16 protein-coding genes are annotated in these 23,410 nt (G+C 68.1%); 9 read left to right on the top strand and 7 right to left on the bottom strand.

Going from position 1 to position 23,410, the window contains the following annotated elements; translation table 11 throughout:
- Nucleotides 1-21 precede the first annotated feature (21 nt).
- Nucleotides 22-1,479, bottom strand: coding sequence for a helix-turn-helix domain-containing protein (locus DLJ53_RS00280; protein ID WP_111341233.1), 1,458 nt, complete (start codon nt 1,477-1,479; stop codon nt 22-24).
- Between the two features lie 166 nt (nt 1,480-1,645).
- Between DLJ53_RS00280 and aceA the strand changes: the two genes are divergently transcribed.
- Both aceA and DLJ53_RS00270 read left to right on the top strand, forming a co-directional pair.
- Nucleotides 1,646-2,956: an isocitrate lyase gene (gene aceA / locus DLJ53_RS00275; protein ID WP_111341230.1), complete on the top strand. Its 1,311-nt coding sequence runs from the start codon at nt 1,646-1,648 to the stop codon at nt 2,954-2,956.
- 66 nt (nt 2,957-3,022) lie between these two features.
- Nucleotides 3,023-3,382: a hypothetical protein gene (locus tag DLJ53_RS00270; protein ID WP_111341227.1), complete on the top strand. Its 360-nt coding sequence runs from the start codon at nt 3,023-3,025 to the stop codon at nt 3,380-3,382.
- A gap of 91 nt (nt 3,383-3,473) precedes the next feature.
- On the opposite strand, the gene DLJ53_RS00265 is transcribed toward DLJ53_RS00270, so the two are convergent.
- From DLJ53_RS00265 to carA, 3 genes are all read right to left on the bottom strand, one after another.
- Entirely contained in the window at nt 3,474-4,634 is a 1,161-nt protein-coding gene (locus DLJ53_RS00265) for a mandelate racemase/muconate lactonizing enzyme family protein (RefSeq protein ID WP_111341224.1), read from the bottom strand.
- A gap of 128 nt (nt 4,635-4,762) precedes the next feature.
- Complete coding sequence (locus DLJ53_RS00260) at nt 4,763-5,260, bottom strand: GNAT family N-acetyltransferase (RefSeq protein ID WP_111341221.1); 498 nt, start codon at nt 5,258-5,260, stop codon at nt 4,763-4,765.
- Nucleotides 5,257-6,438, bottom strand: coding sequence for a glutamine-hydrolyzing carbamoyl-phosphate synthase small subunit (carA, locus tag DLJ53_RS00255; protein ID WP_111341219.1), 1,182 nt, complete (start codon nt 6,436-6,438; stop codon nt 5,257-5,259). Before carA ends, DLJ53_RS00260 begins: the two co-directional genes overlap by 4 nt.
- 312 nt (nt 6,439-6,750) lie before the next feature.
- Here carA and DLJ53_RS00250 point away from each other — a divergent pair, with 312 nt between their 5' ends.
- Nucleotides 6,751-7,206: a GatB/YqeY domain-containing protein gene (locus tag DLJ53_RS00250; RefSeq protein WP_146619844.1), complete on the top strand. Its 456-nt coding sequence runs from the start codon at nt 6,751-6,753 to the stop codon at nt 7,204-7,206.
- 341 nt (nt 7,207-7,547) lie between these two features.
- On the opposite strand, the gene DLJ53_RS00245 is transcribed toward DLJ53_RS00250, so the two are convergent.
- From DLJ53_RS00245 to DLJ53_RS00235, 3 genes are all read right to left on the bottom strand, one after another.
- Nucleotides 7,548-8,945, bottom strand: coding sequence for an aminotransferase (locus DLJ53_RS00245; protein ID WP_111341214.1), 1,398 nt, complete (start codon nt 8,943-8,945; stop codon nt 7,548-7,550).
- Between the two features lie 171 nt (nt 8,946-9,116).
- The gene (locus DLJ53_RS00240) at nt 9,117-10,943 is read right to left on the bottom strand and encodes a glycoside hydrolase family 15 protein (protein ID WP_162408735.1); all 1,827 of its coding nucleotides are present in this window, start codon (nt 10,941-10,943) and stop codon (nt 9,117-9,119) included.
- Between the two features lie 95 nt (nt 10,944-11,038).
- A complete protein-coding gene (locus tag DLJ53_RS00235; protein WP_111341208.1) occupies nt 11,039-11,848 on the bottom strand; it encodes a glucose 1-dehydrogenase in 810 nt (269 codons plus the stop codon).
- A gap of 187 nt (nt 11,849-12,035) precedes the next feature.
- Between DLJ53_RS00235 and DLJ53_RS00230 the strand changes: the two genes are divergently transcribed.
- The 6 genes from DLJ53_RS00230 (at nt 12,036) to glgX (ending at nt 23,394) form a co-directional block, all read left to right on the top strand.
- Nucleotides 12,036-12,527, top strand: a complete 492-nt coding sequence (locus DLJ53_RS00230) for a hypothetical protein (RefSeq protein WP_211100525.1) — start codon at nt 12,036-12,038, stop codon at nt 12,525-12,527.
- A gap of 284 nt (nt 12,528-12,811) precedes the next feature.
- Complete coding sequence (locus DLJ53_RS00225) at nt 12,812-14,869, top strand: alpha-1,4-glucan--maltose-1-phosphate maltosyltransferase (protein WP_111343902.1); 2,058 nt, start codon at nt 12,812-12,814, stop codon at nt 14,867-14,869.
- Between the two features lie 17 nt (nt 14,870-14,886).
- The gene (locus DLJ53_RS00220; RefSeq protein WP_111341203.1) at nt 14,887-15,552 is read left to right on the top strand and encodes a CatB-related O-acetyltransferase; all 666 of its coding nucleotides are present in this window, start codon (nt 14,887-14,889) and stop codon (nt 15,550-15,552) included.
- A 228-nt stretch (nt 15,553-15,780) separates the two neighbouring features.
- Entirely contained in the window at nt 15,781-19,107 is a 3,327-nt protein-coding gene (gene treS, locus DLJ53_RS00215) for a maltose alpha-D-glucosyltransferase (protein WP_211100551.1), read from the top strand.
- Complete coding sequence (gene glgB, locus DLJ53_RS00210) at nt 19,100-21,298, top strand: 1,4-alpha-glucan branching protein GlgB (protein WP_111341197.1); 2,199 nt, start codon at nt 19,100-19,102, stop codon at nt 21,296-21,298. Before treS ends, glgB begins: the two co-directional genes overlap by 8 nt.
- Nucleotides 21,299-21,309: 11 nt before the next feature.
- Nucleotides 21,310-23,394 (top strand): glycogen debranching protein GlgX, encoded by a 2,085-nt coding sequence (gene glgX / locus DLJ53_RS00205; RefSeq protein ID WP_111341194.1) that lies wholly within the window; start codon nt 21,310-21,312, stop codon nt 23,392-23,394.
- Nucleotides 23,395-23,410: the final 16 nt, after the last annotated feature.

The raw sequence follows: 23,410 nt of genomic DNA, 5'->3' as shown, positions 1-23,410 counted from the left end.
AGGCGGCCATGCGGTCCGGGTTCAGTCCTTCACGAAGTGGTACGGGGTGACCGAGCGTCGCGTCGGGTCCACCACCAGACGGCCCGTCAGCGGCGGGAAGGCGCGCCAGTTGCAGTTCTCGCGCGGGCAGAGCCGACAGTTGACGCCGATCGGCGACGCCGTGGCCACGAGGCCCTTGGCGCTGACGTCGAGACCGTCCGCATAGACCAGCCGGCTCGCGTGCGTCACCTCGGCGCCGAGCCCCACCACCAGCTCCTGGCCCGGGTTGTGCGCGCCGACGCTCGCCCGCTCCGTGGTCCGGCCCACGGTGACGAAGCTCTGCCCCTCCGGCAGCGAGACGAGGTCCACGACAATCCGCCCCGGCGTGCGGAACGCCTCGTAGAGGCGCCAGCGCGGGCACGTGCCGCCCGACCGCGCGAACGGGAAGACGCCGCCGCCGAAGCGTTTCGAGATGTTGCCCGCCCGGTCCACGCGGATCATGAAGAAGGGGATGCCCTTGGCGCCCGGCCGCCGCAGCGTCGTCAGGCGGTGCGCCACCTGCTCGAACGAGGCGCCGAAGCGCGAGGCGAGGACCTCGACGTCGTAGCGAAGCCGCTCCGCTGCCTCGAGGAAGCGGTCGTAGGGGAACATGATCGCGCCCGCGAGGTAGTTGCTCAGCGTCAGCCGCAGGATTCCGCGCGAGGAGTCGGAGGTGCAGCGCGGGTCGTTCGACATCGCGCGGATCAGTTCCCCCGCCTCGAGCTGGCCGACGAGATGCGCCACCTGGAAGGTGCGGCTCGTCGGGCCGAGCAGCTCCGACAGCATCAGCCGGTTGCGGTGGCGGTCGAAGCGGCGCAGCAGGCCGTGCATCACGTCGTAGGGCATGATCACCGTGTCGACGTTGTGCGCGTCCTTCAGGTGGTTGACGAGGCTCGTCGTCAGCACCTGCGGCAGGTCGAGCCGCATCCTGGCCCGGGCGGCGAAGTCCACGGCCACCTGTTCCAGCTCCGGGAAGTAGTTGTCGCGCGCCTGCAGCGCCTCGCGCGTCTCCTCCACGGCGCTGCTGCCGAGGCCGGGGTGGGCGCGGTCGGCCGCCGACTCGGCGAGCGCCTCGGCGTCCTCCCGCGCGCCGCGCAGCCCCTCGTGGAGGCGCACCATCGCGTCCGCCACGCGCGGAAACATCTCCGCCATCTCCTGCAGCTCCTGCTGCGACAGGTCGGCGCCGGCAAGGTGCGGGTCCGCCGCGACCTCCTGCAGGCCGAGGAGCGTCGCGCCGTCGGTGGAGGGGGCGAGGGTGCGAACGTCGATGTCGTAGGCGTCGGCGAGGCGCAGGATGAGCTGCGCCGTCAGCGGCCGCTGGTTGCGCTCGATCAGCGTCAGGTAGCTCGCCGAGATCTCGAGCCCCTCCGCCATCTGCGCCTGGGTCAGCTTCAGCGAGCGGCGCAGCTTGCGGATCTGCGGCCCGAGAAAGAGCTTCCGCCTCGCCTCGATGTCGGACATGACAAACCTTACAACATTACATCATGTGTCGATCTTAACTGATACAACACAACCCTACCATAGCTCTGAGGCTCTGGACCTCAATGACAATTCGGCGTTTTTACAATGCAACTGCGCGCGTCGTAGCGCAGAGCCACACATCGCTGACTGTTTGTAGGAAGACGCCATGACCACCTTTGCCGATCTCGTTCCTTCCGCCCCCGATGGCCGCTTCGACGGGATCAACCGCGCGTACACCCCCGAGGAGGTCATGCGCCTCCGCGGTTCCGTCGAGATCAAGTATTCGCTGGCCGAGCGCGGCGCGAACCGCCTCTGGCGCGACCTTCACGAACTCGACTACGTGAACTCGCTCGGCGCGGTGACCGGCAACCAGGCGGTGCAGCAGGTCCGCGCGGGCCTCAAGGCGATCTACCTCTCCGGTTGGCAGGTCGCCGCCGACGGCAACACGGCCGCGCAGACCTACCCGGATCAGTCGCTCTACCCGGCCAACGCCGGACCCGAGCTCGCCAAGCGCATCAACCGCGCCCTGCAGCGCGCCGACCAGATCGAGCATGCCGAGGGCGGCGCAAGGATCGACTGGTTCGCGCCCATCGTCGCGGACGCTGAGGCCGGCTTCGGTGGCCCGCTCAACTGCTACGAGATCATGAAGGCGTACATCGAGGCGGGTGCCGCCGGCGTCCACTTCGAGGACCAGCTCGCCTCGGAGAAGAAGTGCGGCCACCTCGGCGGCAAGGTGCTCATCCCGACGAAGGCGCACGAGCGCAACCTCTCCGCGGCGCGTCTCGCGGCGGACGTCGCCGGCGTGCCGACCTTCATCATGGCCCGCACCGACGCCGAATCGGCCCGCCTCATCACGTCGGACATCGACGAGCGCGACCACGAGTTCATCGACTTCGACGCCGGGCGCACGCCGGAGGGCTTCTATCGCCTGAAGGCCGGCATGGGCCTCGAGCACTGCATCAAGCGCGGCCTCGCCTTCGCCGACAAGGCCGACCTCCTCTGGTGGGAGACGTCCAAGCCTGACCTCGAGGGGGCGCGCAAGTTCGCCGAGGCGCTCCACAGGGAGTTCCCGGGCAAGATGCTGGCCTACAACTGCTCGCCGTCGTTCAACTGGCTGGCGAACATCGACAGGCAGACCATCGAGACGTTCCAGCGCGAGATCGCGGCGATGGGCTACAAGTTCCAGTTCGTCACGCTCGCCGGCTTCCACGCCATCAACTACTCGATGTTCGAGCTGGCGCGCGGCTACGCAAAGCGGGGCATGGGCGCCTACTCCGAGCTGCAGCAGGCCGAGTTCGCGGCCGAGGCCGACGGCTACACCGCGACGCGCCACCAGCGCGAGGCGGGCACCGGCTACTTCGACCTCGTGTCGATGACCCTCTCGGGCGGTCAGTCGTCGACCACCGCCATGGGCGAGTCCACCGAGTCCGATCAGTTCAAAGACGAGGGTCACGCCCTCCGGACCGCCGCCGAATAACCGGCGCGGTCGGCGAGGCGCCGCGCCGTCTCGCCCCCCAGCATCCATCGAAAGGACCCTAGTCCGATGAACGTCATCGCCAAGAACCTGACCGCCGAGACCCCCGTCGACGCCATCCGTACCCTGCCGCGCAGCGTCACCGGCTTCCACGTCGTCATCGAGACCGACATGGACCTTGAGGACATCCGCGCCTCGCTGGAAGGTCTCGCCGAACGCTCCGCCTTCTACCTTCAGAGCGTCGAGGAATGCTGCCGCGGGACCGCCGACAAGGGCCGCGAGCTGTGCGCCGAATTCACGCTCGCCGCGTCCAACGGCACCGTGGGCGATCCGCAGATCTTCGCACTGCTGCGCGAGATCGCCGGCCGCCACCGCTGGAACCAGATGCAGAAGCGCATCGCCCACGCGCCGCGCGGCACGCGCATCTGACGTCCGTTCCGTTCTGTCTCGCTCTGATCCGACCGAACTGGCCGCCGCTTATGCCGGCGGCCTTTTTTCGTGCCGGGTGTCCGGGTGGCGGCTAGCGGAGGCGGTAGCGCTCCAGCACCTCCGGGTCCGGCACGACGCCGTGGCCGGGCCGGTCGGGAATCGCGGCGCGGCCGGTCGCAGCCACGCTTTCCGTGACGCCGAGCCCTTCCAGTGGCAGGTCGGTCATGAAGGCGTTGTGGGTGGTGTCGTACTCGAGCATCGGCTCGTCGGGATGGAGCCCGCCGGGGAGCGGCGGCTGCGCGGCGAGGAGCTGCAGGTTCGCCGCGACCGAGACCGCGGAACCCCAGACGTGGTTGACGACCGGCACCATGTGCGTCTGGCACAGGGTCAGCACCTTCATGAACTCGGAGATGCCGCCGAGGCCGCATACCTCCGGCTGCGCGATGGACACGCACCGCTTCTCGAGGAGGGCGCGCCAGCCCCAGCGCGTGAACTCCGCCTCGCCGCCGGCGATGTTGACCGAGAGGCCGGCGCGCAGCTCCCGGTAGCCGTCGAGGTCCTCCGGCGCGACCGGCTCCTCGAACCAGTAGACGCCGAGCTGCTCCAGCGCTCGTCCCACCGCGAAGGCCTGGGTGACGTGGTAGGCGTGGTTGGCGTCCACCATCAGCCGGGTCTCGTCGCGCAGCGCGCCGCGGACCGCCTCCACCAGGCGGATATCCTGCGCGACGCCGAGGCCGATCTTCATCTTGGTGGCGGTGAAGCCGGCGGCCTCGATGGCGGCGGCCTCCTCGGCGAAGCGGGCGGGCAGGTCGGTCGTGTCCGGGCGCAGCATCATGCCGTAGCCGTAGACCGGGACGCTCTCGCGGAAGCGTCCGCCGAGCATGGTCGCGATCGACTGTCCCGTAGCCTTTCCGGCGAGGTCCCAGAGCGCGATGTCCACGCCGGAGAGCGCCTGCAGCGGCATGCCCTTCTGCCCGTGGTCGCGCAGCCGGTTGTAGACCTCGTGCCAGAGCACCTCCCGGTCCATCGGGTTGCGGCCGACGATGAGCGGGGCGATCACCTGCTCGACGATGGTCTGGTTGGCGATGGCGACCGGGCCGGGGCCGAAGCACTCGCCCCAGCCGGTGATGCCCTCGTCGGTCGAGACCTCGACCAGATGCGCCGACCGTCGGTCGTACATCTGCTGCGAGTAGCCGAGCGTTTCAGGCAGTTGGTAGCCGAGCCGGTGGCTGCGGACGGCGGTGATCTTCATGGCGTCTCCTCTCGCCCGTTCTGTCGCGGGCGCAAGGGAGACGGCGCACCGCGGGGCCCGCCGCTGTCAAGTGCGCGGCGTGTGCGGGTGCGGCGCGGGCGGGGTCTCGCCCCGGTCCGCGCGGCGTGTCAGACGGGGCGTTCCATCATCCGGACCGTCTTGCCGGCGCTCTCGTTGAAGCGGTCGAGGAGGACGTTGAAGCCCATCGCCGCGTGGAAGGCCATCGACCCCGGGTTCGGCGGCTCGACGTTGACTTCGGCGCACACGCGCGGCCGGCCGAGCGACTGGGTGCGGGCGAACGTGTCCATGTAGAGGGCGCGGCCGACGCCGAGGCCGCGGGCCTCCGGCGCCACGACGACGCGGTCGACGTAGAGGAAGGTGTCGAACTGCCCGCTGAACCAGCGGTAGTTCGCGCTGTCGTACGGCCGGCCCTCGGGGATGGTGAGGACCAGGCCGGAGACGGCGCCCGCGGTTCGCGTGATCCGCAGCGCGCCCATGGCGGCGATCGCCGCCATTTCGTCCGGCGTCAGCGCGTTGACGTTGGGGACCGCGGCGTTGTTGAGCGCCGCGATCGCCTCGAGGTCCGCCGCGAGGGCGTCCTCGACCATCACGAGCGGGCCGCTCACAGGGCGGTCTGCGCCTTTTCTTCGGCGATCATCGCGAAGAAGCGGTCGAACAGGTTGTAGCTGTCGTGCGGGCCGGGCGACGCCTCGGGGTGGTACTGCACCGAGAAGACCGGGCGGTCGGTCATCGCGAGGCCGCAGTTCGAGCCGTCGAACAGCGAGCGGTGTGTCTCGCGCGCGTTCTTCGGCAGCGTCGCCGCATCCACCGTGAAGCCGTGGTTCATGGACACGATCGAGACCGCGCCGGTGTCGATGTCGAGCACCGGGTGGTTCGCGCCGTGATGGCCGTGGCGCATCTTCTTCGTCTTGGCGCCGATGGCGTGGCCGAGGAGCTGATGGCCGAGGCAGATGCCGAAGGTCGGCAGGCGCCGGTCGATGAGCGTCTTCAGCGTCTCGCCGACGATCTTCCCCGTCGCGCCCGGGTCGCCGGGGCCGTTGGAGAGGAAGAGACCGTCAGGGTCGAGCGCGAGGATTTCTTCCGCCGTCGCGTTCGCCGGGACCACGGTCACATTGGCGCCGCGCTCCGCGAGGAGGCGCAGGATGTTGCCCTTGATGCCGTAATCGAGCGCGACGATGCGCGGCCCGTCGCCCTTGATCTCGCCGTAGAAGCCCGGCCAGGTCCATGCGCCGCCGTGCCAGGGCGCGGCGTGGCGGGTCGACACCGTGGTGGCGATCTCCGCGCCGGCCATGTCCGGGGCCTTTCGCGCCATCTCGACGAGGGCCGGCTCGTCGAACACGCCCTCCGGGTTGTGGGCGATCACGGCGTTGACCATGCCGCCTTCGCGGATATGCGACGTCAGCGCGCGGGTATCGACGCCGGTGATCGCGACGATGCCGCGCTTCTCCAGCCAGGCGTCGAAGCCTTCGCGGGCGCGCCAGCTCTGCGGCCGCGTGATAGCCGCGCGCAGGACGCAACCCTGCGCTGCGCTCCGCGCCTCCTCCGCAACCGTCTCGATATCGTCGTCATTGGCGCCGACGTTACCTATATGGGGGAAGGTGAAGGTGACGATCTGCCCGGCGTACGACGGATCGGTCAGGATCTCCTGATACCCCGTCATTGCCGTATTGAAGCACACTTCGCCGACCGCCGTCCCGACGGCGCCTGCTCCCATGCCGCGCAACACGAGCCCGTCGGCCAATGCGAGACATGCCGTAGGCTTCGGTTCGACCCAACCGTCCATCCACACTTTTCCCTGTTCTGGTTCCACAGGATGTAAACGTGACGGGATCGGTTGAACACCCCGGCATTTCGGGCGTTAACCATATGTAAGGGTCGGAAAGGTGAACACGCGGTAAGGTAGGCTTGGCAAATTGGGAAAATTCGCCATTTTAGTCAGCCGCACGACAGGAAGACATGGCAGCGATGCGTGAAGGTCGCAGTGCTGCGCGAACGATCGGCGCAATTGTAAGGAACCAGTTGCGTGCTTGGCGCTGATGTTCAAGGGTGTTAAGCGCCACAGAACGCGCAGCGACCGTGTCAGCAGGGTGTGATCATGAACGTACGAGAACAACTGCAAGCCGCCGTAAAAGAAGCCGCTCATCACGATGAGCGGCGACGACTTTGTACGCTGCGCCTGATGCAGGCGGCCATTCGTGACCGCGACCAGGCGCACTGTGTCGGCAACGGCGAGAAGATCACGCAGGCGGAGATCGCCGCGCTCCTCGCCAAGATGATCAAGCAGCGCGAGGAGCAGATCGTGGCGGACCGCAAGGCCGGCGATCTGGAAACCGTTCGGCAGACCAAGGCGGAGATCGAGACGATCCGCGAGTTTATGCCGCCGCTGATGGACGAACCGACCCTCCGGAGCGCCTGTGCGCAGGTGGTCAACGACATCGGCGCAGCGGGCCTGCGCGACGTCGGGCGGACGATTACCGCGCTCAAGAAACGCTATCCGGACCAACTCGACATCGGCCGGGCCAGCAACCTGGTGAAGGGTATGCTGCGCTAGCACAGCGCGGTTCTATTGGATCACGCGGACGACGTGATCGGCTACAACCGCGTCCCTTCGGCCTTCGGGTCACCCCGATCCAGCCGACCGGCACGGATCCAGGCATCCGAGCATCGCCCACATGGCCTTCGCCCTCCGCCGCATGCCGGCGGCGGTCGACGCATTTGCCGCCGGCCCTGCCGCGGAGGCAAGGCCTCGCGGTGCGGCGGGCTGCCGGATCGGGAACGCGGGTTCCGCGCGGTCTCCATCTCGACGAGGGCGGCGGACCGTCCCTGCGCGGACTAGCCCCTGTGCGGAGTGTCCGCCCGGGCGGCAGGCCGCCGGGCGGACATGTTCTCGCGTCAGGCCTTCGCGGCGGCTGCGATCATGTCGCGCTTGGCGTCGATCGAGGCGGCCAGGTTATCCACCATCTCGTCCACATCCGCGCGGGTGATGATGAGCGGCGGCGACATCGCGAGCGCGTCGTTCATCATCGGACGCACAATAAGTCCGCGGCTCATTGCCTCGGCCGCGACCGCCTTGCCGACGCCCTTGGAGGGGTCGAACGTCTTGCGCGTCGCGGGGTCGGCGGAGAGCTCCACCGCGGCGATCATGCCGGCGCCGCGGATCTCGCCGACGTGCGGGTCGCCGGCGAAGCGCTGGCGCAGCTTCTCCTGCAGGTAGGCGCCGGTCTCGGCTGCGTTGTCGAAGAGCTTCTCGCGCTCCATGATGTCGAGGTTGGCGTTGGCCGCGGCGCAGGCGATCGGGTGCGCCGTGTAGGTGTAGCCATGGCCGAAGACGCCGAGGTGGGCCGACGCGTCGCGGATCGTCTCCCACACCTCTTCGCCGACCAGCACCGCCGAGAGCGGCTGGTAGCCGGAGGTGATGCCCTTCGCCACGGAGATCATGTCCGGCTCGAAGCCGAAGTAGTCGGCCCCGAACGGCGTGCCGAGGCGGCCGAAGCCGCAGATGACCTCGTCGGCGATGAAGAGAATGTCGTTGTCCTTCAGGACCTTGGAGACCTTCTCGAAATAGCCCTTCGGCGGGAAGACGACGCCGCCCGCACCCATCACCGGCTCGGCGATGAAGGCGGCGATGGTCTCGGCGCCTTCCCGCTCGATGGTGGTCTTCAGCTCCTCGACGAGGCGGTCGCAGAAGGCGTCCTCGGACTCGCCCGGCTGCTGCTCGTGGTAGTAGTGCGGGCAGGTGAGGCGGATGACCGGCAGCACCGGCAGGTCGAACGCGTCGTGGACGTAGGCGAGGCCCGTCAGCGACCCTGCCGCGACAGTGACGCCATGGTAGGCGCGGTTGCGGGCGAGGATCTTCTTCTTCTGCGGGCGCCCCTTCAGGTTGTTGTAATACCAGGCGATCTTGACCTGCGTGTCGTTGGCGTCCGAACCGGAGCAGCCGAACAGCACGCGGGCCATCCTGCCCGGGGCGAGGCGCTTCACCTTGTCGGCGGTGTAGATGCCGGGCTCGGTGCCCATCGCCGAGAACTGGTGGTAGTAGGGCAGCTTCTTGGCCTGCTCGAAGATCGCCTCGGCGATCTCGATCCGCCCGTAGCCGGCGTTGACGCACCAGAGTCCGGCGAGGCCGTCGAGGTAGACCTTGCCCTTGGCGTCCGTCAGCCGCGCGCCCTTGCCCTCGAGCATGACGGTCGGACCCGTCTCCAGCAGGCCCTTCGGCGACGTGAACGGATGCAGGACGTTCTCGCGCGCGAGGTCCTCGAGTGACTGGTTGTGGGCGGGACTGATGTCCATGACGGGTCTCCCTGGTGGCGCGACGGGGCTGGCGCGGCGAACGTGGTGCGGACGGGCAAGAGGGGCGCTGGCCGGGCTGGCGCGGCACTCCCTCGATGCGGACAGGCTGACCGCGCCGCCGGGGGTGCGATCGTCCCCACTCCTAGCATACGCGCGCCATGGCAGCGACGGTCAGAACGCCTCGCCGCCATTCGTAATCGCGCGATCGAGCGCGACGGCCGCACTGATCATCGCGAGGTGGGAGAGGGCCTGCGGCGTGTTGCCGAGGTGGCGGCCCATCGCGTCCACCTCCTCCGCGAAGAGCCCGGTCGGCGAGGCCATGGCGAGCATCTCCTCGAACCGCGTCTTCGCCTCCTCGACGCGGGCGGAGCGGGCGAGCGCCTCGATGTACCAGAAGGAGCAGGCGACGAAGGACCCTTCGGCGGGACCGTCGAGCCCTTCCTGCTCCTCCCCGATCGGTTCGTAGCGGCGCACGCGCGGGCCGAAGACCAGCCGCTTCTCGATCACGTGCAGGGTCGACTGGAACCGCTCCGACATCGTCGAGGTGTACTTCATCAGCGGCATCAGCAGCGCGGTCGCGTCGACCTTGTCGCCGCCCAGGGTCTGCGTATAGGCGCCGACCTTGGGGTTCCAGAACTGGGTCTCGATGGTGTCGACGATGCGCGAGCGGTTCTCGCGCCAGGCGGGGTTCTGCGGCAGGCCGGTGCGGTCGGCGAGGCGGATCGCCCGGTCGAGCGCCACCCACGACATGAGGTGCGCGTCGAGAAAGCGGGTGGGCTCGCCGCGCATCTCCCAGAAGCCGGAGCCGGGGTGGTGCCATGTGCTCGCCGCCGCGTCGACGAGGCGGCTGACGTCGCGCCAGAGCCGCTCGTCCATCGGCGCGATGAACTTCTGCGACAGGTAGAGCGTGTCGACGACCTCGCCGAAGATGTCGAGCTGGGTCTGCCGGTAGGCGGCGTTGCCGATGCGGACCGGCTGCGAGCCGCGGTGGCCGGAGAGGTGGTCGAGCGTGGTCTCGTCGAGGTTGGTGGTGCCGTCGACCCGGTACATCAGCGCGATCGTCTCGTGCTCGCGTTCCTCGATGCGGTCGCGGATCCAGGTGCGGTAGTTCTCCGCCTCGTCGTAGAAGCCGAGGCGCAGCATCGCGTAGATGGTGAACGCCGAGTCCCGCACCCAGCAGTAGCGGTAGTCCCAGTTGCGCTCGCCGCCGATGGCCTCGGGGAGGCCGAAGGTCGGGGCCGCGACGATGGCGCCGTGGCGGTCGGAGAACATCAGCTTCAGGGCGAGCGCGGAGCGCATCACCATGCCCTTCCACGGCCCGTCGTAGTCCGACTTCGCCGTCCAGCCCCGCCAGTAGTCGAGGGTCTCCTCCAGCGCGCGGTCGACGCCGCCGTCGTTGAGGAGGTGCTGCTTGGCGTCGTCCATCACGAGGACGAGAACCATACGCTCGCCCGCCCCGAGCCGGGCCGATGCGGTCGCCTCCACACCGTCCAGCGACAGCGGATGCGTCGCGGCGAGGCGCATCGGCAGGGTCACGCCACCGTCCTCGAAGACGATGTGGTCGCCGGACTTGTGCGCCGCGGTCGGGCCGCGGGCGTAGTCGAACGCCGGCTTGCAGGAGGCCGCGATCTCCGCCTCGCCCTCGAGGACCGTCGCGATGCGGACCAGCTGGTTGGCGTCGGCGGGGTCGCCGATCGGCATGAAGTCCGTCACCTCGACGACGGCGTCGTGCTTCTCGTAGCGGGTGACGAGGACGTTGGTGTTCTCGATGTAGCGCTGGACGCCGCGCCGCGCGAAGGTCGGGCGCAGCACGAAGCTGCCGGCGTTGCGGTCGAGCGCGGCGGCGAATATCGCGGGCGAGTCGAAGTGCGGGTAGCAGAAGAGCTCGACCGCGCCGTTGCAGCCGATCATCGCCACGGTCTCGAGGTTGCCGACCGCGGCGTAGTCCTCGATCGCCGGGAAGTCCGTGGCCGTCAGCTCGGCCGGGCGTGCATCCATGTTCGCGTCCTGGGGTCCTGTGCTGGGCGGCCGTGGCGGGGGCCGGGGAAGCGGGTCGGCGGCCGCTCCCTCGGAGCGGCGGAAGGGGGGACGGGTCAGCCGTTGTCGCGGAATTCGGGGTAGAGTTCCATGCCGCCGTCGATCACCATCGTGTTGCCGGTCATGTAGTCGGCGTAGTCGGAGGCCATCCATGCCGCCGCCTCGCCGATATCGTCCGGATGACCGATGCGGCCGTAGGGCATCAGCTTCATCAGCTCCTTCATCTGCGCCGGGTCCGACCAGACGGACTTGTTGATCGCGGTGGCGATCGCGCCGGGGGAGATGGCGTTGACGCGGATCTTCTCGACCGCCAGCTCCTGCGCCGCGCTCTTCATGAGGAGCGACAGGCCGCCCTTGGAGGCGGCGTAGTTGACGTGGCCCGCCCAGGGGATGACGTCGTGCACCGAGCTCATGGCGATGATCTTGCCGAGGGCGCGGGACTTTCGCATCCCCTGCCGGCGGAACTGGCGTACCGCCTCCTGCATGCACAGGAACGCGCCGGTGAGGTTGACGGCGATGACGGTGTCCCAGTCCTTGCGCGTCATCTCCGTGAACGTGGCGTCCATCTGCAGTCCGGCATTGGCGACGAGAATGTCGACCGTGCCGTAGGTCTCCACCGCTTTGGCGAACATCGCCTTGACGTCGTCCTCGCTGGAGACGTCGCCCTGGATGGGGAAGGCCTTGCCGCCGGCGTCCTCGCACAGGCGCACCGTTTCGGCCGCTCCGTCAGCGTCGTGGTAGAAGTTGACCGCGACGGAGGCGCCCCGCTTGGCGAGGGCGACGGAGCAGGCGCGGCCGAGCCCCGAGCTCGCGCCGGTCACCACGGCACTCTGGTCCGCAAGGTAGCGTTCGGGTGCCTCGCTCATAGGGCGTTCCTTTCCGTCGTGGCGATATGGGCTGCAACATGGGATCGTTGCGCAGGGATGACACGGGCACCGCACACGCGATCGTGCGGACTGCGCCCGAAGAATTTATTATGCGCTCGCCGAATTGGGGCCAGCTTTGCGTCGGGTGCAGTCAACGTGCCACGGCAAGGCAAAGGGAGTGCGAGCCATGACGATCGCCAGTTCCCCGGCATCGAGCAGGATGTCTCCGGTCAAACTTTTCATCCTTCTGATCTGTGGCGTCGTCGCGACGGCCGCGTTCGATCTCTTCGGACAATGGCTTACGCCGACGTTGGGTTTCGCGAGGCTGGCACCGGAGCCGCTCGCGACGCAGACGCTGCGGACCCTCTTCGGCCCGTTCGAGGGCGCGGCGACCGGCGGGACGATCCTCCACTGGGCGACCGGGGTCCTGTTCTATCCCATCGGCTACGTCTTCATCGCGCGGCCGATCGCGCGGGCGGTGACGCCCTGGGTGCCCTCAATCGTCGTCGCGGTGGTCTACGGCGTCGCGCTGTGGGTGTTCGCGCTCTACGTCATGGCGCACCTCGTCAACGGGAATCCGGCCTTCCTGGCGTGGACCGGGATCACCTGGGTCGCGCTGATCGGGCACGTGATCTGGGCCGTGGTGTTCGCCGCCCTCTACCACGCGGCGGAGCGCTGACCGGTCGGCGCGACGAGGACGCCTCTGCGGGGCGTGTCTGTGGGGCCGGCGCGCGTGGAGGCGCGCGTAAAGGTGGCCGGGGAGGGTTGCCGCCGGTTGCGGCTGGCCCATACCTTATGGGGCGCGAAAGGCCGCGCGAGGCCCCTATGTCGTGGATCCGTAAGGCGTGGAGCCATGTCATGAGGGGGACGCCGGTTTCGTGAGATAACGCGCGATCATTGGAGCCAGGCGGCAGGCCTCACCCCGTGATGGGGCGGACCCGGCCGCCCGAGATCGAGAGCGACATGACCGACACCAGCGTTGCAACCAAGGCCCCATCGGTATCGGCCCGTCTGGCGAGCGATGCCGAGCCCGTCCTGCCCCTGGATGACGGCATTGCCGAGATCGCCGTCGACCGTGTGGCCATCGAGGGCGTGGACCCGGAGATCGACGGCGGCCGCTTCGCGGCCAAGACCGTCGTCGGTCAGCCGTTCATCGTCGAGGCCGACGTCTTCGGCGACGGGCACGACAAGGTCGCCTGCGCGATCCTGTGGCGGCGCAAGGGCGTCGACAACTGGTCCGAGGCACCGCTGCGCTTCCTCGTCAACGACCGTTGGCGCGGCCACTTCACCCCGACCGACAACGCCGCGCACGAGTACAGCATCATCGCCTGGCGGGACGAATGGGAGACCTGGCGCTCCGACACGGCCAAGAAGCACAACGCCGGCCTTCCGCTCGCGCTCGAGATGGAGGAGGGCGCCAGGCTGATCGCGAGGTCCGTCGGATGCGGGCGGGGAACCGCCGGGCAGCAGTCGGCGCTGAAGGCGCTCGCCGAGCGGATGAGCGATGCCTCCGACAACGAGCGCTTCGCCGTCCTGATGACCGACGACACGGCGGCGCTGATGCAGCACGCCGGCCACCGCGCCAACCTCTCGCACTACAAGATCCTGCCGCTGACGGTGGACCGCAGGGCCGCCGCCTTCGCCGCGTGGTACGAGGTGATGCCGCGCTCCATGTCGGGCGATGCCACGCGCCACGGCACCTTCGACGACGTCATCGCGCGGCTTCCCTACGTCCAGGGGCTCGGCTTCGACGTCCTCTACTTCACGCCGATCCACCCTATCGGGAAGACCAACCGCAAGGGGCGCAACAACTCCCTCAAGGCCGAGCCGGGCGACCCCGGCAGCCCGTACGCCATCGGCTCGGCGGAGGGCGGGCACGATGCGCTCCACCCCGAGCTCGGCACCTTCGAGGACTTCGAGCGCCTCGTCGAAGCCGCCGCCGAGCACGGGCTGGAAATCGCGCTCGACTACGCGGTGCAATGTTCGCCCGACCACCCGTGGATCCAGTCGCACCCGGACTGGTTCGACTGGCGCCCGGACGGCTCCATCAAGTTCGCCGAGAACCCGCCGAAGAAGTACGAGGACATCGTCAACGTCCGCTTCTACGACGGCGACGAGCCGATCCCGGCCCTGTGGCACGCGCAGAAGGACATCTTCCTCTTCTGGATCGCACACGGCGTGAAGATCTTCCGGGTCGACAACCCGCACACCAAGGCCTTCACCTTCTGGGAGTGGCTGATCGCCGAGGTCCAGAAGGACCATCCGGACGCGATCTTCCTCGCCGAGGCCTTCACGCGGCCGAAGGTGATGCATCGCCTCGCCAAGATCGGCTTCACGCAGTCCTACTCGTACTTCACGTGGCGCAACACGAAGGCCGAGCTCACCGAGTACATGACCGAGCTCACCACCACGGTGAAGAAGGACACGATGCGCGTGAACTTCTTCGTCAACACGCCGGACATCAACCCGGTCTACCTGCAGACCTCCGGCCGGCCGGGCTTCCAGGTGCGGCTGGTGCTGGCCGCCTCGCTGGCGGGCGTCTACGGCGTCTACAACGGGTTCGAGCTGTGCGAGGGGACGCCCGTTCCCGGCAAGGAGGAATACCTCAACTCCGAGAAGTACGAGCTGCGGGCATGGGACTGGGACCGGCCGGGGCACATCCGCCACGATGTCTGGCTGATGAACCACCTGCGCAAGAACCACGCGGCGCTGCAGGAGTTCACCAACCTCGCATTCTACAACATGTGGAACGACAACATCATCTACTACGGCAAGCGGACGAAGGACCGGTCGTCCTTCCTGCTGTTCGCGATCAACCTCGACCCGCACCACGCCCACGGCGCCGAGTTCGAGGTGCCGCTGTGGGAGTTCGGCCTGCCCGACCACGCCTCGATCCAGGTGACGGACCTCGTCGCGGAGTACGATTTCACGTGGACCGGCAAGATCCAGCACGTGCATATCGATCCGCAGCAGCGTCCGTACTACATCTGGCGCCTGCATGACCCGAACGGGGTCCTCTGACCCCGGAGCGCCGAACGATGTCGAGACCCCTCGACCCGACGCAGACCCACCCGATGGTGATGCCCGACGGGACGGCGGTGCGCACCGTCGTGCATCTCAATCGCGCGATCTCGCACCCGCGCATGGAGATCGGCGACTTCACCTATTTCGGGCATCTGGAGCCGCTCGACGACCATGCGGCCTACCTCGCCCCGTTCCTCTTTCCGCTCAGCCCCGAGCGGCTGGTCATCGGCAGGTTCTGCCAGATCGCGCACGGGGTCCGGTTCGTCACGAGCTCGGCCAACCACGCGATGGGCGGCATCTCGACGTACCCGTTCCAGAACTTCATGATGTCGTCGGCGACCACCGCCGAGGACATCCGGGCCATGTTCGAGCAGGCGCAGCCGAAGGGCGACACGATCGTCGGCAACGACGTGTGGTTCGGGATGGAGGCGATGGTGATGCCGGGCGTGACCATCGGCGACGGCGCCATCATCGGCGCGCGGGCGGTGGTGACGCGCGACGTGCCGGCCTACTCGGTCGTCACCGGCAACCCCGGGGCCGTCGCCCGGCGCCGGTTCGACGACGCGACGGTCGCGGCCCTGCTCGACATTCGCTGGTGGGATTGGCCGGTCGCGTTGATCGAGGCCAACGTCGCCGCGATCACGAGCTGCGATATTGAGGCGCTGCGGGCCGTTCGCTGACGCGCCCCGCCCCGCAAAAAGGGCGCCGCGGAGACCCGCAGGACCGCGATTGGGCTCGACGCCCACCACGCCTGCGCTAGCATCATGTGCAGGCCCGAAGACCATGACCATCGGACGTCGCCGGCGCATTGCCGAGCGGTAGACACCAGGAGCACCCATTTCGCTATGGACGCCGTTGCCCCCGTCACCGAACAGGACATCCCCGAGGACGGCACGCTGAAGGACGGCCTGATCGATCGCTCCGTGACCGACTGGTACAAGGACGCGATCATCTATCAGCTGCACATCAAGGCCTTCTACGACGCCGACAACAACGGGTACGGCGACTTCCGCGGCCTGATGGAGAAGCTCGACTACGTCCAGGCGCTGGGCGTGACGGCGATCTGGCTGCTGCCCTTCTACCCGTCCCCGCTGCGCGACGACGGCTACGACATCGCCGACTACGAGACCGTCAACCCGCAGTACGGCGACGTCGAGGCGTTCCAGATCTTCGTGCGGGAGGCGCACGCGCGCGGGCTTCGGGTGGTCACCGAGCTCGTCATCAACCACACCTCGGACCAGCACCCGTGGTTCCAGGCGGCGCGCAGGAAGGACGCGACGCCGGAGGAGCGGGACATGTACGTGTGGTCCGACACGGACGACAAGTACGAGCTGACGCGCATCATCTTCCTGGACACCGAGAAGTCCAACTGGACCTGGGACCCGGAAGCCGAGATGTATTTCTGGCACCGGTTCTACAGCCACCAGCCCGACCTCAACTTCGACAATCCGAAGGTGTTGGACGAGGTGCTGAAGGTGATGAACCAGTGGCTCGACATGGGCGTCGACGGGCTGCGGCTCGACGCGATCCCGTACCTCGTCGAGCGCGAGGGCACCAACAACGAGAACCTGCCCGAGACGCACGACGTCCTGAAGAAGATCCGCGCCGCGCTCGACACCCGCTACTCGGACCGGATGCTGCTGGCCGAGGCCAACCAGTGGCCGGAGGACACGCGGCCCTATTTCGGCGACGGCGACGAGTGCCACATGGGGTTCCACTTCCCGCTGATGCCGCGCATGTACATGGCGCTGGCGCAGGAGGACCGGCACCCGATCACCGACATCATCCGCCAGACGCCCGAGATCCCGGACGAGTGCCAGTGGGCGATCTTCCTGCGCAATCATGACGAGCTGACGCTCGAGATGGTGACCGCGGAGGAGCGCGACTACCTCTGGCGGACCTACGCGGCGGACGCGCGCGCCCGGATCAACCTCGGTATTCGCCGCCGTCTGGCCCCGCTCTTGCAAAATGATCGGCGCAAGATCGAGCTGATGAATGCCTTTCTTCTGTCGATGCCTGGGACCCCTGTGCTCTATTACGGCGACGAGATCGGCATGGGGGACAACTACTATCTCGGCGACCGCGACGGCGTGCGCACGCCGATGCAGTGGTCGGCGGACCGCAACGGCGGCTTCTCCCGCGCCAACCCGCAGCAGCTCTACCTGCCGCCGATCATGGACCCGGTCTACGGCTATCAGGCGATCAACGTGGAGGCGCAGGAGCACGACCCGTCCTCGCTCCTCAACTGGATGCGACGCATCATCATGGTGCGCAAGCAGCATCCGGCGTTCGGGCGCGGCACGATCTCCTTCATCTATCCGCGCAACCGCAAGGTCATCGCCTATCTGCGTGAGTTCGAGGACGAGGTGATCCTCGTCGTCGCCAACCTGTCGCGCACGGCCCAGGCGGTGGAGCTCGACCTCTCCGCCCACCGCACCAGGGTGCCGATCGAGCTGACCGGCCGCACCCCGTTCCCGCCCGTCGGCGACCTTCCCTACATGCTGACCCTGCCGGCCTACGGCTTCTTCTGGTTCGCGCTCGCCGGCGCGGAGGAGGCGCCGACCTGGCACGACCCGATGCCAGAGCCGCTGCCGGACTTCATCACGCTGACGACGCGGTCGGGCCGGATCGGCGATGCGCTCGAGGGGCGCGAGCGCTCGCAGCTCGAGAAACAGACGCTGCCCGCCTTCCTCCCGCTGCAGCGCTGGTTCGCGGCCAAGGACGAGCGCGTGCGCTCCGTCGCGCTCCAGCCGCTGGCGACGCTGGATTCGTCCGGTTCGTTCGCCCTCGCCGAGTTCAGGGTGGACGTCCCGTCCGGGACGCAGCGCTATTTCGCGCCGCTCTCGATCCGCTGGGGCGAGGAGAACCTGCGGCCGGGCGCGCCGAAGCTCTCCTATACGCTCGCCAAGGTGCGCTCCGGTCCGAAGCTCGGCGCGTTGATCGACGGGACCTACGACGAGCGCCTCGCCGCCGAGCTGGTCGACATGATGAAGCGGGACGAGACGCGCACCTACGGCGGCCGGACCGTCACCTTCCGCGGCTCGCCGATGCTGCAGGAGATCGAGGAGCTGGACCAGCCGCGCCCGCTGGGGGTGGAGCAGTCCAACGTGTCGATCGTCTTCGGCGACCAGATCATCATGAAGATCTACCGCCGGCTGCGCGAAGGCGAGCAGCCGGACGTCGAGATCGCCCGCCACCTGACCGACGTGGCGCACTACCCGAACACGCCGGCCCTCGTCGGCACCATCACGCTGGAGGACGAGGGGGCGCCGGCCGTGCTCGCCGCCGCGTTCGACTTCGTGCCGAACCAGGGCGACGCCTGGGGCGCGGTGCTCGACGCGCTGGAGCGCTACCTGGAGGGGGCCGACCTCATCGAGGCGGAGACCGCCACCGAGACCGAGGAGCCGGTCCTCACCTTCCCGCTGAACATCGGCGACCTCGCCGGTCGCCGCACCGCCGAGCTGCACCTCGCCCTCATGCAGGACGCCTCGTCCGAGGCGTTCCGGCCCGAGCCGATCGGCGCCGATGACCTGTCGAAGTGGGCGGACGATGCGACGCGCGAGGCGGACGAGCTGTTCGCCAAGCTCGCCGCGGCCAAGGCCCGGCTCGCCGAGGACGTCGCCGGCGACGCCGACGCGCTGCTCGGGAAGCGGGACGAGATCGCCGCCCGGTTCGCGGCGGTGCGCCAGGCCCCGCCGTCCGGCAGCAAGACGCGGATCCACGGCGACTACCACCTCGGCCAGGTGCTGGTGTCGCGCGGGGACCTCGTCATCATCGACTTCGAGGGCGAGCCGACCCGCCCGCTCGAGGAGCGGCGCCAGAAGTCCTCGCCGCTGCGCGACGCGGCCGGGATGCTGCGCTCGTTCGACTACGCGGCCGCGATGGCGCTGCAGCGCTGGCGCGACACGCACGAGGTGAATGCCGCCCAGGCGCAGGCGAAGGCCCTCGCCTGGCGCGACAACACGCGGCGCGACTTCATCGCCGCCTATCTGGAGACGCTCGGCGACAACGCCCCGGACGGGCCGCTGACCGCAGCGCTCCTCGACCTCTTCACGCTGCAGAAGGCAATTTACGAGGTCGGCTATGAATTGGCGAACCGACCGGCATGGGTCCGCATTCCCCTTAATGGAGTGCTCGACGTTCTGGCCGATGCCCGCGGTGTGACGGCCTGGGCCGACGCTGCGCCGGAATCTCCGGAGGTCGGCAGCAACCAAGGGGAGAAACCCGATGAGTGATACCCGTCTGCGCGACGACCTCATGCCCGCGGCGGCGGAAGCGATCGTCACCGGGCGGCACTCCGATCCCTTCTCGATTCTGGGGATGCATCCGTCGGAAGACGGCAGCCGCCTCTATGTCCGCACCTTCGCGCCGCACGCCGAGGCCGTCAGCCTCGTCGATACGAAGGGAAAGACCGTCGCGGCCATGGACAAGACCCATCCCGACGGGCTGTTCGCGGTCGTCCTCGACAAGGCCAAGCCGTTCGAATACCGCCTGAAGCTGCGCTCCGGGGCCCACGAGTGGACCGCCGACGACCCGTACCGCTTCGACGCGGTCCTCGGCGAGCTCGACGTCTACCTGATGGCCGAGGGGCGCCACCAGAAGCTCTACGAGCGCCTCGGCTCCCACCCCACCACCATGAACGGCGTCGAGGGCGTCTACTTCGGCGTCTGGGCGCCGAACGCCAAGCGCGTCTCGGTCGTGGGCGACTTCAACGGCTGGGACGGGCGCCGACACGTCATGCGCCTGCGGGCGGAGGTCGGCGTCTGGGAGATCTTCATTCCCGGCATCTCGCGCGGCCTCTACTACAAGTACGAGATCATCGGCGCGCACGGGAACGTGCTGCCGCTGAAGATGGACCCGCTCGCCTTCGCGACCGAGGTGCCGCCGGACACGTCGTCGGTCGTCCATGGCCTCGTCGAGCACGACTGGACGGACGGGGCGTGGATCTCGACCCGGGCCGGGGCCAACGACCGCTCGGCGCCGATCTCCATCTACGAGGTGCATCTCGGCTCCTGGCGGCGCGGCGACGGCAACACCTACCTCGGCTACGACGCGCTCGCGGACGAGCTGATCCCGTACGTGAAGTCGCTCGGCTTCACCCACGTCGAGCTGCTGCCCATCTCCGAGCACCCGTTCTCCGGCTCGTGGGGCTACCAGCCCATCGGCCTCTACGCGCCGACCTCGCGCTTCGGCACGCCGGAGGGCTTCGCGCGCTTCGTCGACCGGGCGCACAGGGAGGGGATCGGCGTCATCATCGACTGGGTGCCGGCCCACTTCCCGACCGACCAGCACGGGCTCGGCCAGTTCGACGGCACGGCGCTCTACGAGCACTCCGACCCGCGCGAAGGCTTCCACAAGGACTGGAACACGCTGATCTACAACCTCGGCCGCAACGAGGTGGCGAACTTCCTGGAGGCGAACGGCCTCTTCTGGATCGACCGCTACCACGTCGACGGCCTGCGCGTGGATGCGGTGGCGTCGATGCTCTACCGCGACTACTCGCGCGGCGACGACTGGGTCCCCAACCGCTACGGCGGGCGGGAGAACCTCGAATCCATCGACTTCCTGCGCTCGCTCAACGAACGCGTCGCCGAGGTCGGCGAGGGGGCGATGATGGCGGCCGAGGAGTCGACAGCCTTCCCGCAGGTCTCACGCCCGGTGAAGGACGGCGGGCTCGGCTTCAATTTCAAGTGGAACATGGGCTGGATGCACGACACCCTGCATTACATGCAGGAGGAGCCGATCCACCGCCGCTGGCATCACGACGCCATCACCTTCGGCCTCCACTACGCCTACTCGGAGGACTTCATCCTGCCGCTCAGCCACGACGAGGTGGTGCACGGCAAGGGCTCGATGCTGGGCAAGATGCCCGGCGACCGCTGGCAGAAGTTCGCCAACCTCCGGGCCTACTACGCGTTCATGTGGTCCCACCCGGGCAAGAAGCTCCTCTTCATGGGCGGCGAGTTCGCGCAGGAGCGGGAGTGGAACCACGACCAGTCGCTCGACTGGCATCTCCTCGTCGACCCGCTGCACAAGGGCGTCCAGGACCTCATCCGCGACCTCAACACACTCTATAAGACGACGTCCGCGCTCCACGAGCGGGACTGCGATCCGGACGGGTTCGAGTGGATCGACGCGTCCGACAACATGTCCTCGGTCTATTGTTACGTGCGTTATGCAGCAGATCGGTCGCCCGTCGTCGTTGTGCTGAACTTTACTCCGGTTGTACGTTATAATTATCGCGTGGGATTCCCTCACGGAGGCAAGTGGCGCGAGGCGATGAACACAGACTCCTCTGTCTACGGCGGGTCGAACGTCGGCAACGCCGGGGCGATCGACGTCCAGGAGCATGCATTCCATGGACGACAATTTTCGGCCGAGCTGACGTTGCCGCCGCTCGGCGCGCTGATCTTCGTTCCACATTAGGTCGGGCATGAATGCGAATTGAAGCGGGGTCCCCCGGGCCGCTCGGGGCGACGTGGGACGGGTCGGGCACCAACTTCGCCCTCTTTTCAGCCAATGCCACCAAGGTGGAGCTTTGCCTTTATGAGCGGTCCGGACGTCGGGAGACGGACCGCATCGACATGCCGGAGCACACCCACGACATCTGGCACTGCTACCTGCCGGACGTGCGGCCGGGCCAGCTCTACGGCTACCGTGTCCACGGTCCGTACGAGCCGTCGGCCGGACACCGCTTCAATCCCAACAAGCTCCTGATCGACCCCTACGCGCGGGCGCTCAAGGGGGAGCTGCGCTGGCAGGACTCCATGTTCGGCTACCGCGTCGGCTCCACCCGCGAGGACCTCTCGTTCGACCGGCGCGATTCCGGTCCGGCGATGCCGAAGTCGATCGTCGTCGACGAGGCCTTCACGTGGGGCAACCACGTCGCGCCCCAGGTGCCGTGGACGGACACCATCATCTACGAGGCGCACGTCAAGGGCATGACCGCGATGCATCCGGACGTGCCGGACCACATGCGCGGCACCTTCGCCGGTCTCGCCGACCCGCAGGTGATCGACTACCTCGCCCGGCTCGGCGTCACGACGATCGAGCTGATGCCGATCCACTATTTCCCCGACGACCGGCATCTCCTGGAGCAGGGACTCCATAACTACTGGGGCTACAACACGCTGAACTTCTTCGCGCCCGCCGCGCGCTACATCTCGCGCGGGTCCGGCCACCACGAGTTCAAGCACATGGTGCGGCGCCTGCACGAGGCGGGCATCGAGGTCATCCTCGACGTGGTCTACAACCACACCGCCGAGGGCAACCAGCTCGGCCCGACGCTCTCCTTCCGGGGGATCGACAACGCCAGCTACTACATGCTCGCCGAAGACAAGCGGTATTATTCCGACACCACCGGCACCGGGAACACCGTCAACGTCGCCCATCCGCGGGTGATGCAGATGGTGATGGATTCGCTGCGCTACTGGGTCGAGGTCTGCAAGGTGGACGGCTTCCGCTTCGACCTCGCGCCGTCGATGTCGCGCGAGGGCAGCGGCTTCGACAGCTCGTCCGCCTGGCTCGACGCGGTGATGCAGGACCCGACGCTGCAGGGCGTGAAGCTCATCGCCGAGCCGTGGGACCTCGGCATGGACGGCTACCAGGTCGGCAACTTCCCCCCCGGCTGGGCCGAGTGGAACGGGCGCTACCGCGACGATATCCGCTCGTACTGGCGCGGCGACTCGCACTACCTGCCGCCGCTCGCCAGCAACCTCCTGGGCTCGGCGGACATCTTCGACCACAACGGCCGCAAGCCCTGGGCGTCGGTGAACTTCGTCACCGCGCACGACGGGTTCACCCTCGTCGACCTCGTCACCTACAACGAGAAGCACAACGAGGGGAACGGCGAGGACAACCGCGACGGCCACAACGACAACCGCTCGTGCAACTGGGGCGTCGAGGGGCCGACCGACGACGAGGCGATCAACGCGCTGCGGGACCGGATGCGCCGCAACCTCATCGCCTCGCTCCTGGTGAGCCAGGGGACGCCGATGCTGCTGATGGGCGACGAGATCGGCCGCAGCCAGTTCGGCAACAACAACGGCTATTGCCAGGACACGGAGATGTCCTGGCTCAACTGGGGCGAGGACAGCGACTCGGAGGTCCGGTTCCGCACGTTCGTGTCGGACCTGATCCGCGCCCGCGGCGAGGTCGGCGTCTTCCACCAGGCGAAGTTCCTGCATGGCGACGGGCTCGCCGGACAGGACGAGGCCAAGGACATCTGCTGGCTCCGGCCCGACGGCGCGGAGATGAACCACGACGACTGGCACGCGGTCGATCCCAAGGTGCTCGGCATGGTGCTGGCGCAGCAGTCCTTCCGCGCGGTGGTCTTCTTCAACGCGCTGGAGGAGGAGATGACCTTCCACCTCTGCGACCCGCTCTCGCAGATGAACTGGTCGGTGCTGTTCGAGACGATGACCGGCGCCGTCTACCGGCCCGGCACCGGGCCCGCCGCGGGAACGCCGTTCACGGTGCCCGGACGCTCGATGCTCGCGCTGATCGGAAACCGCTCGCATTAACGGCGCCCTGCGCCAC

The organism is Acuticoccus sediminis, assembly GCF_003258595.1.
Classification (GTDB): domain Bacteria; phylum Pseudomonadota; class Alphaproteobacteria; order Rhizobiales; family Amorphaceae; genus Acuticoccus; species Acuticoccus sediminis.
Note: the sequence above shows the minus strand (reverse complement) of the source record. Positions and strands in the feature narration are given on the sequence as shown.

What these genes read in the sequence shown, in the direction of transcription:
- aceA (WP_111341230.1), top strand. Translation starts at nt 1,646, where the DNA reads ATGACCACCTTTGCCGATCTCGTTCCTTCCGCCCCCGATGGCCGCTTC.
- DLJ53_RS00230 (WP_211100525.1), top strand. Translation starts at nt 12,036, where the DNA reads ATGACGATCGCCAGTTCCCCGGCATCGAGCAGGATGTCTCCGGTCAAA.
- DLJ53_RS00235 (WP_111341208.1), bottom strand. Translation starts at nt 11,848, where the DNA reads ATGAGCGAGGCACCCGAACGCTACCTTGCGGACCAGAGTGCCGTGGTG.
- carA (WP_111341219.1), bottom strand. Translation starts at nt 6,438, where the DNA reads ATGGACGGTTGGGTCGAACCGAAGCCTACGGCATGTCTCGCATTGGCC.
- DLJ53_RS00240 (WP_162408735.1), bottom strand. Translation starts at nt 10,943, where the DNA reads ATGGATGCACGCCCGGCCGAGCTGACGGCCACGGACTTCCCGGCGATC.
- DLJ53_RS00220 (WP_111341203.1), top strand. Translation starts at nt 14,887, where the DNA reads ATGTCGAGACCCCTCGACCCGACGCAGACCCACCCGATGGTGATGCCC.
- DLJ53_RS00270 (WP_111341227.1), top strand. Translation starts at nt 3,023, where the DNA reads ATGAACGTCATCGCCAAGAACCTGACCGCCGAGACCCCCGTCGACGCC.
- glgX (WP_111341194.1), top strand. Translation starts at nt 21,310, where the DNA reads ATGCGAATTGAAGCGGGGTCCCCCGGGCCGCTCGGGGCGACGTGGGAC.
- DLJ53_RS00265 (WP_111341224.1), bottom strand. Translation starts at nt 4,634, where the DNA reads ATGAAGATCACCGCCGTCCGCAGCCACCGGCTCGGCTACCAACTGCCT.
- DLJ53_RS00225 (WP_111343902.1), top strand. Translation starts at nt 12,812, where the DNA reads ATGACCGACACCAGCGTTGCAACCAAGGCCCCATCGGTATCGGCCCGT.
- glgB (WP_111341197.1), top strand. Translation starts at nt 19,100, where the DNA reads ATGAGTGATACCCGTCTGCGCGACGACCTCATGCCCGCGGCGGCGGAA.
- DLJ53_RS00250 (WP_146619844.1), top strand. Translation starts at nt 6,751, where the DNA reads ATGAACGTACGAGAACAACTGCAAGCCGCCGTAAAAGAAGCCGCTCAT.
- DLJ53_RS00280 (WP_111341233.1), bottom strand. Translation starts at nt 1,479, where the DNA reads ATGTCCGACATCGAGGCGAGGCGGAAGCTCTTTCTCGGGCCGCAGATC.
- DLJ53_RS00245 (WP_111341214.1), bottom strand. Translation starts at nt 8,945, where the DNA reads ATGGACATCAGTCCCGCCCACAACCAGTCACTCGAGGACCTCGCGCGC.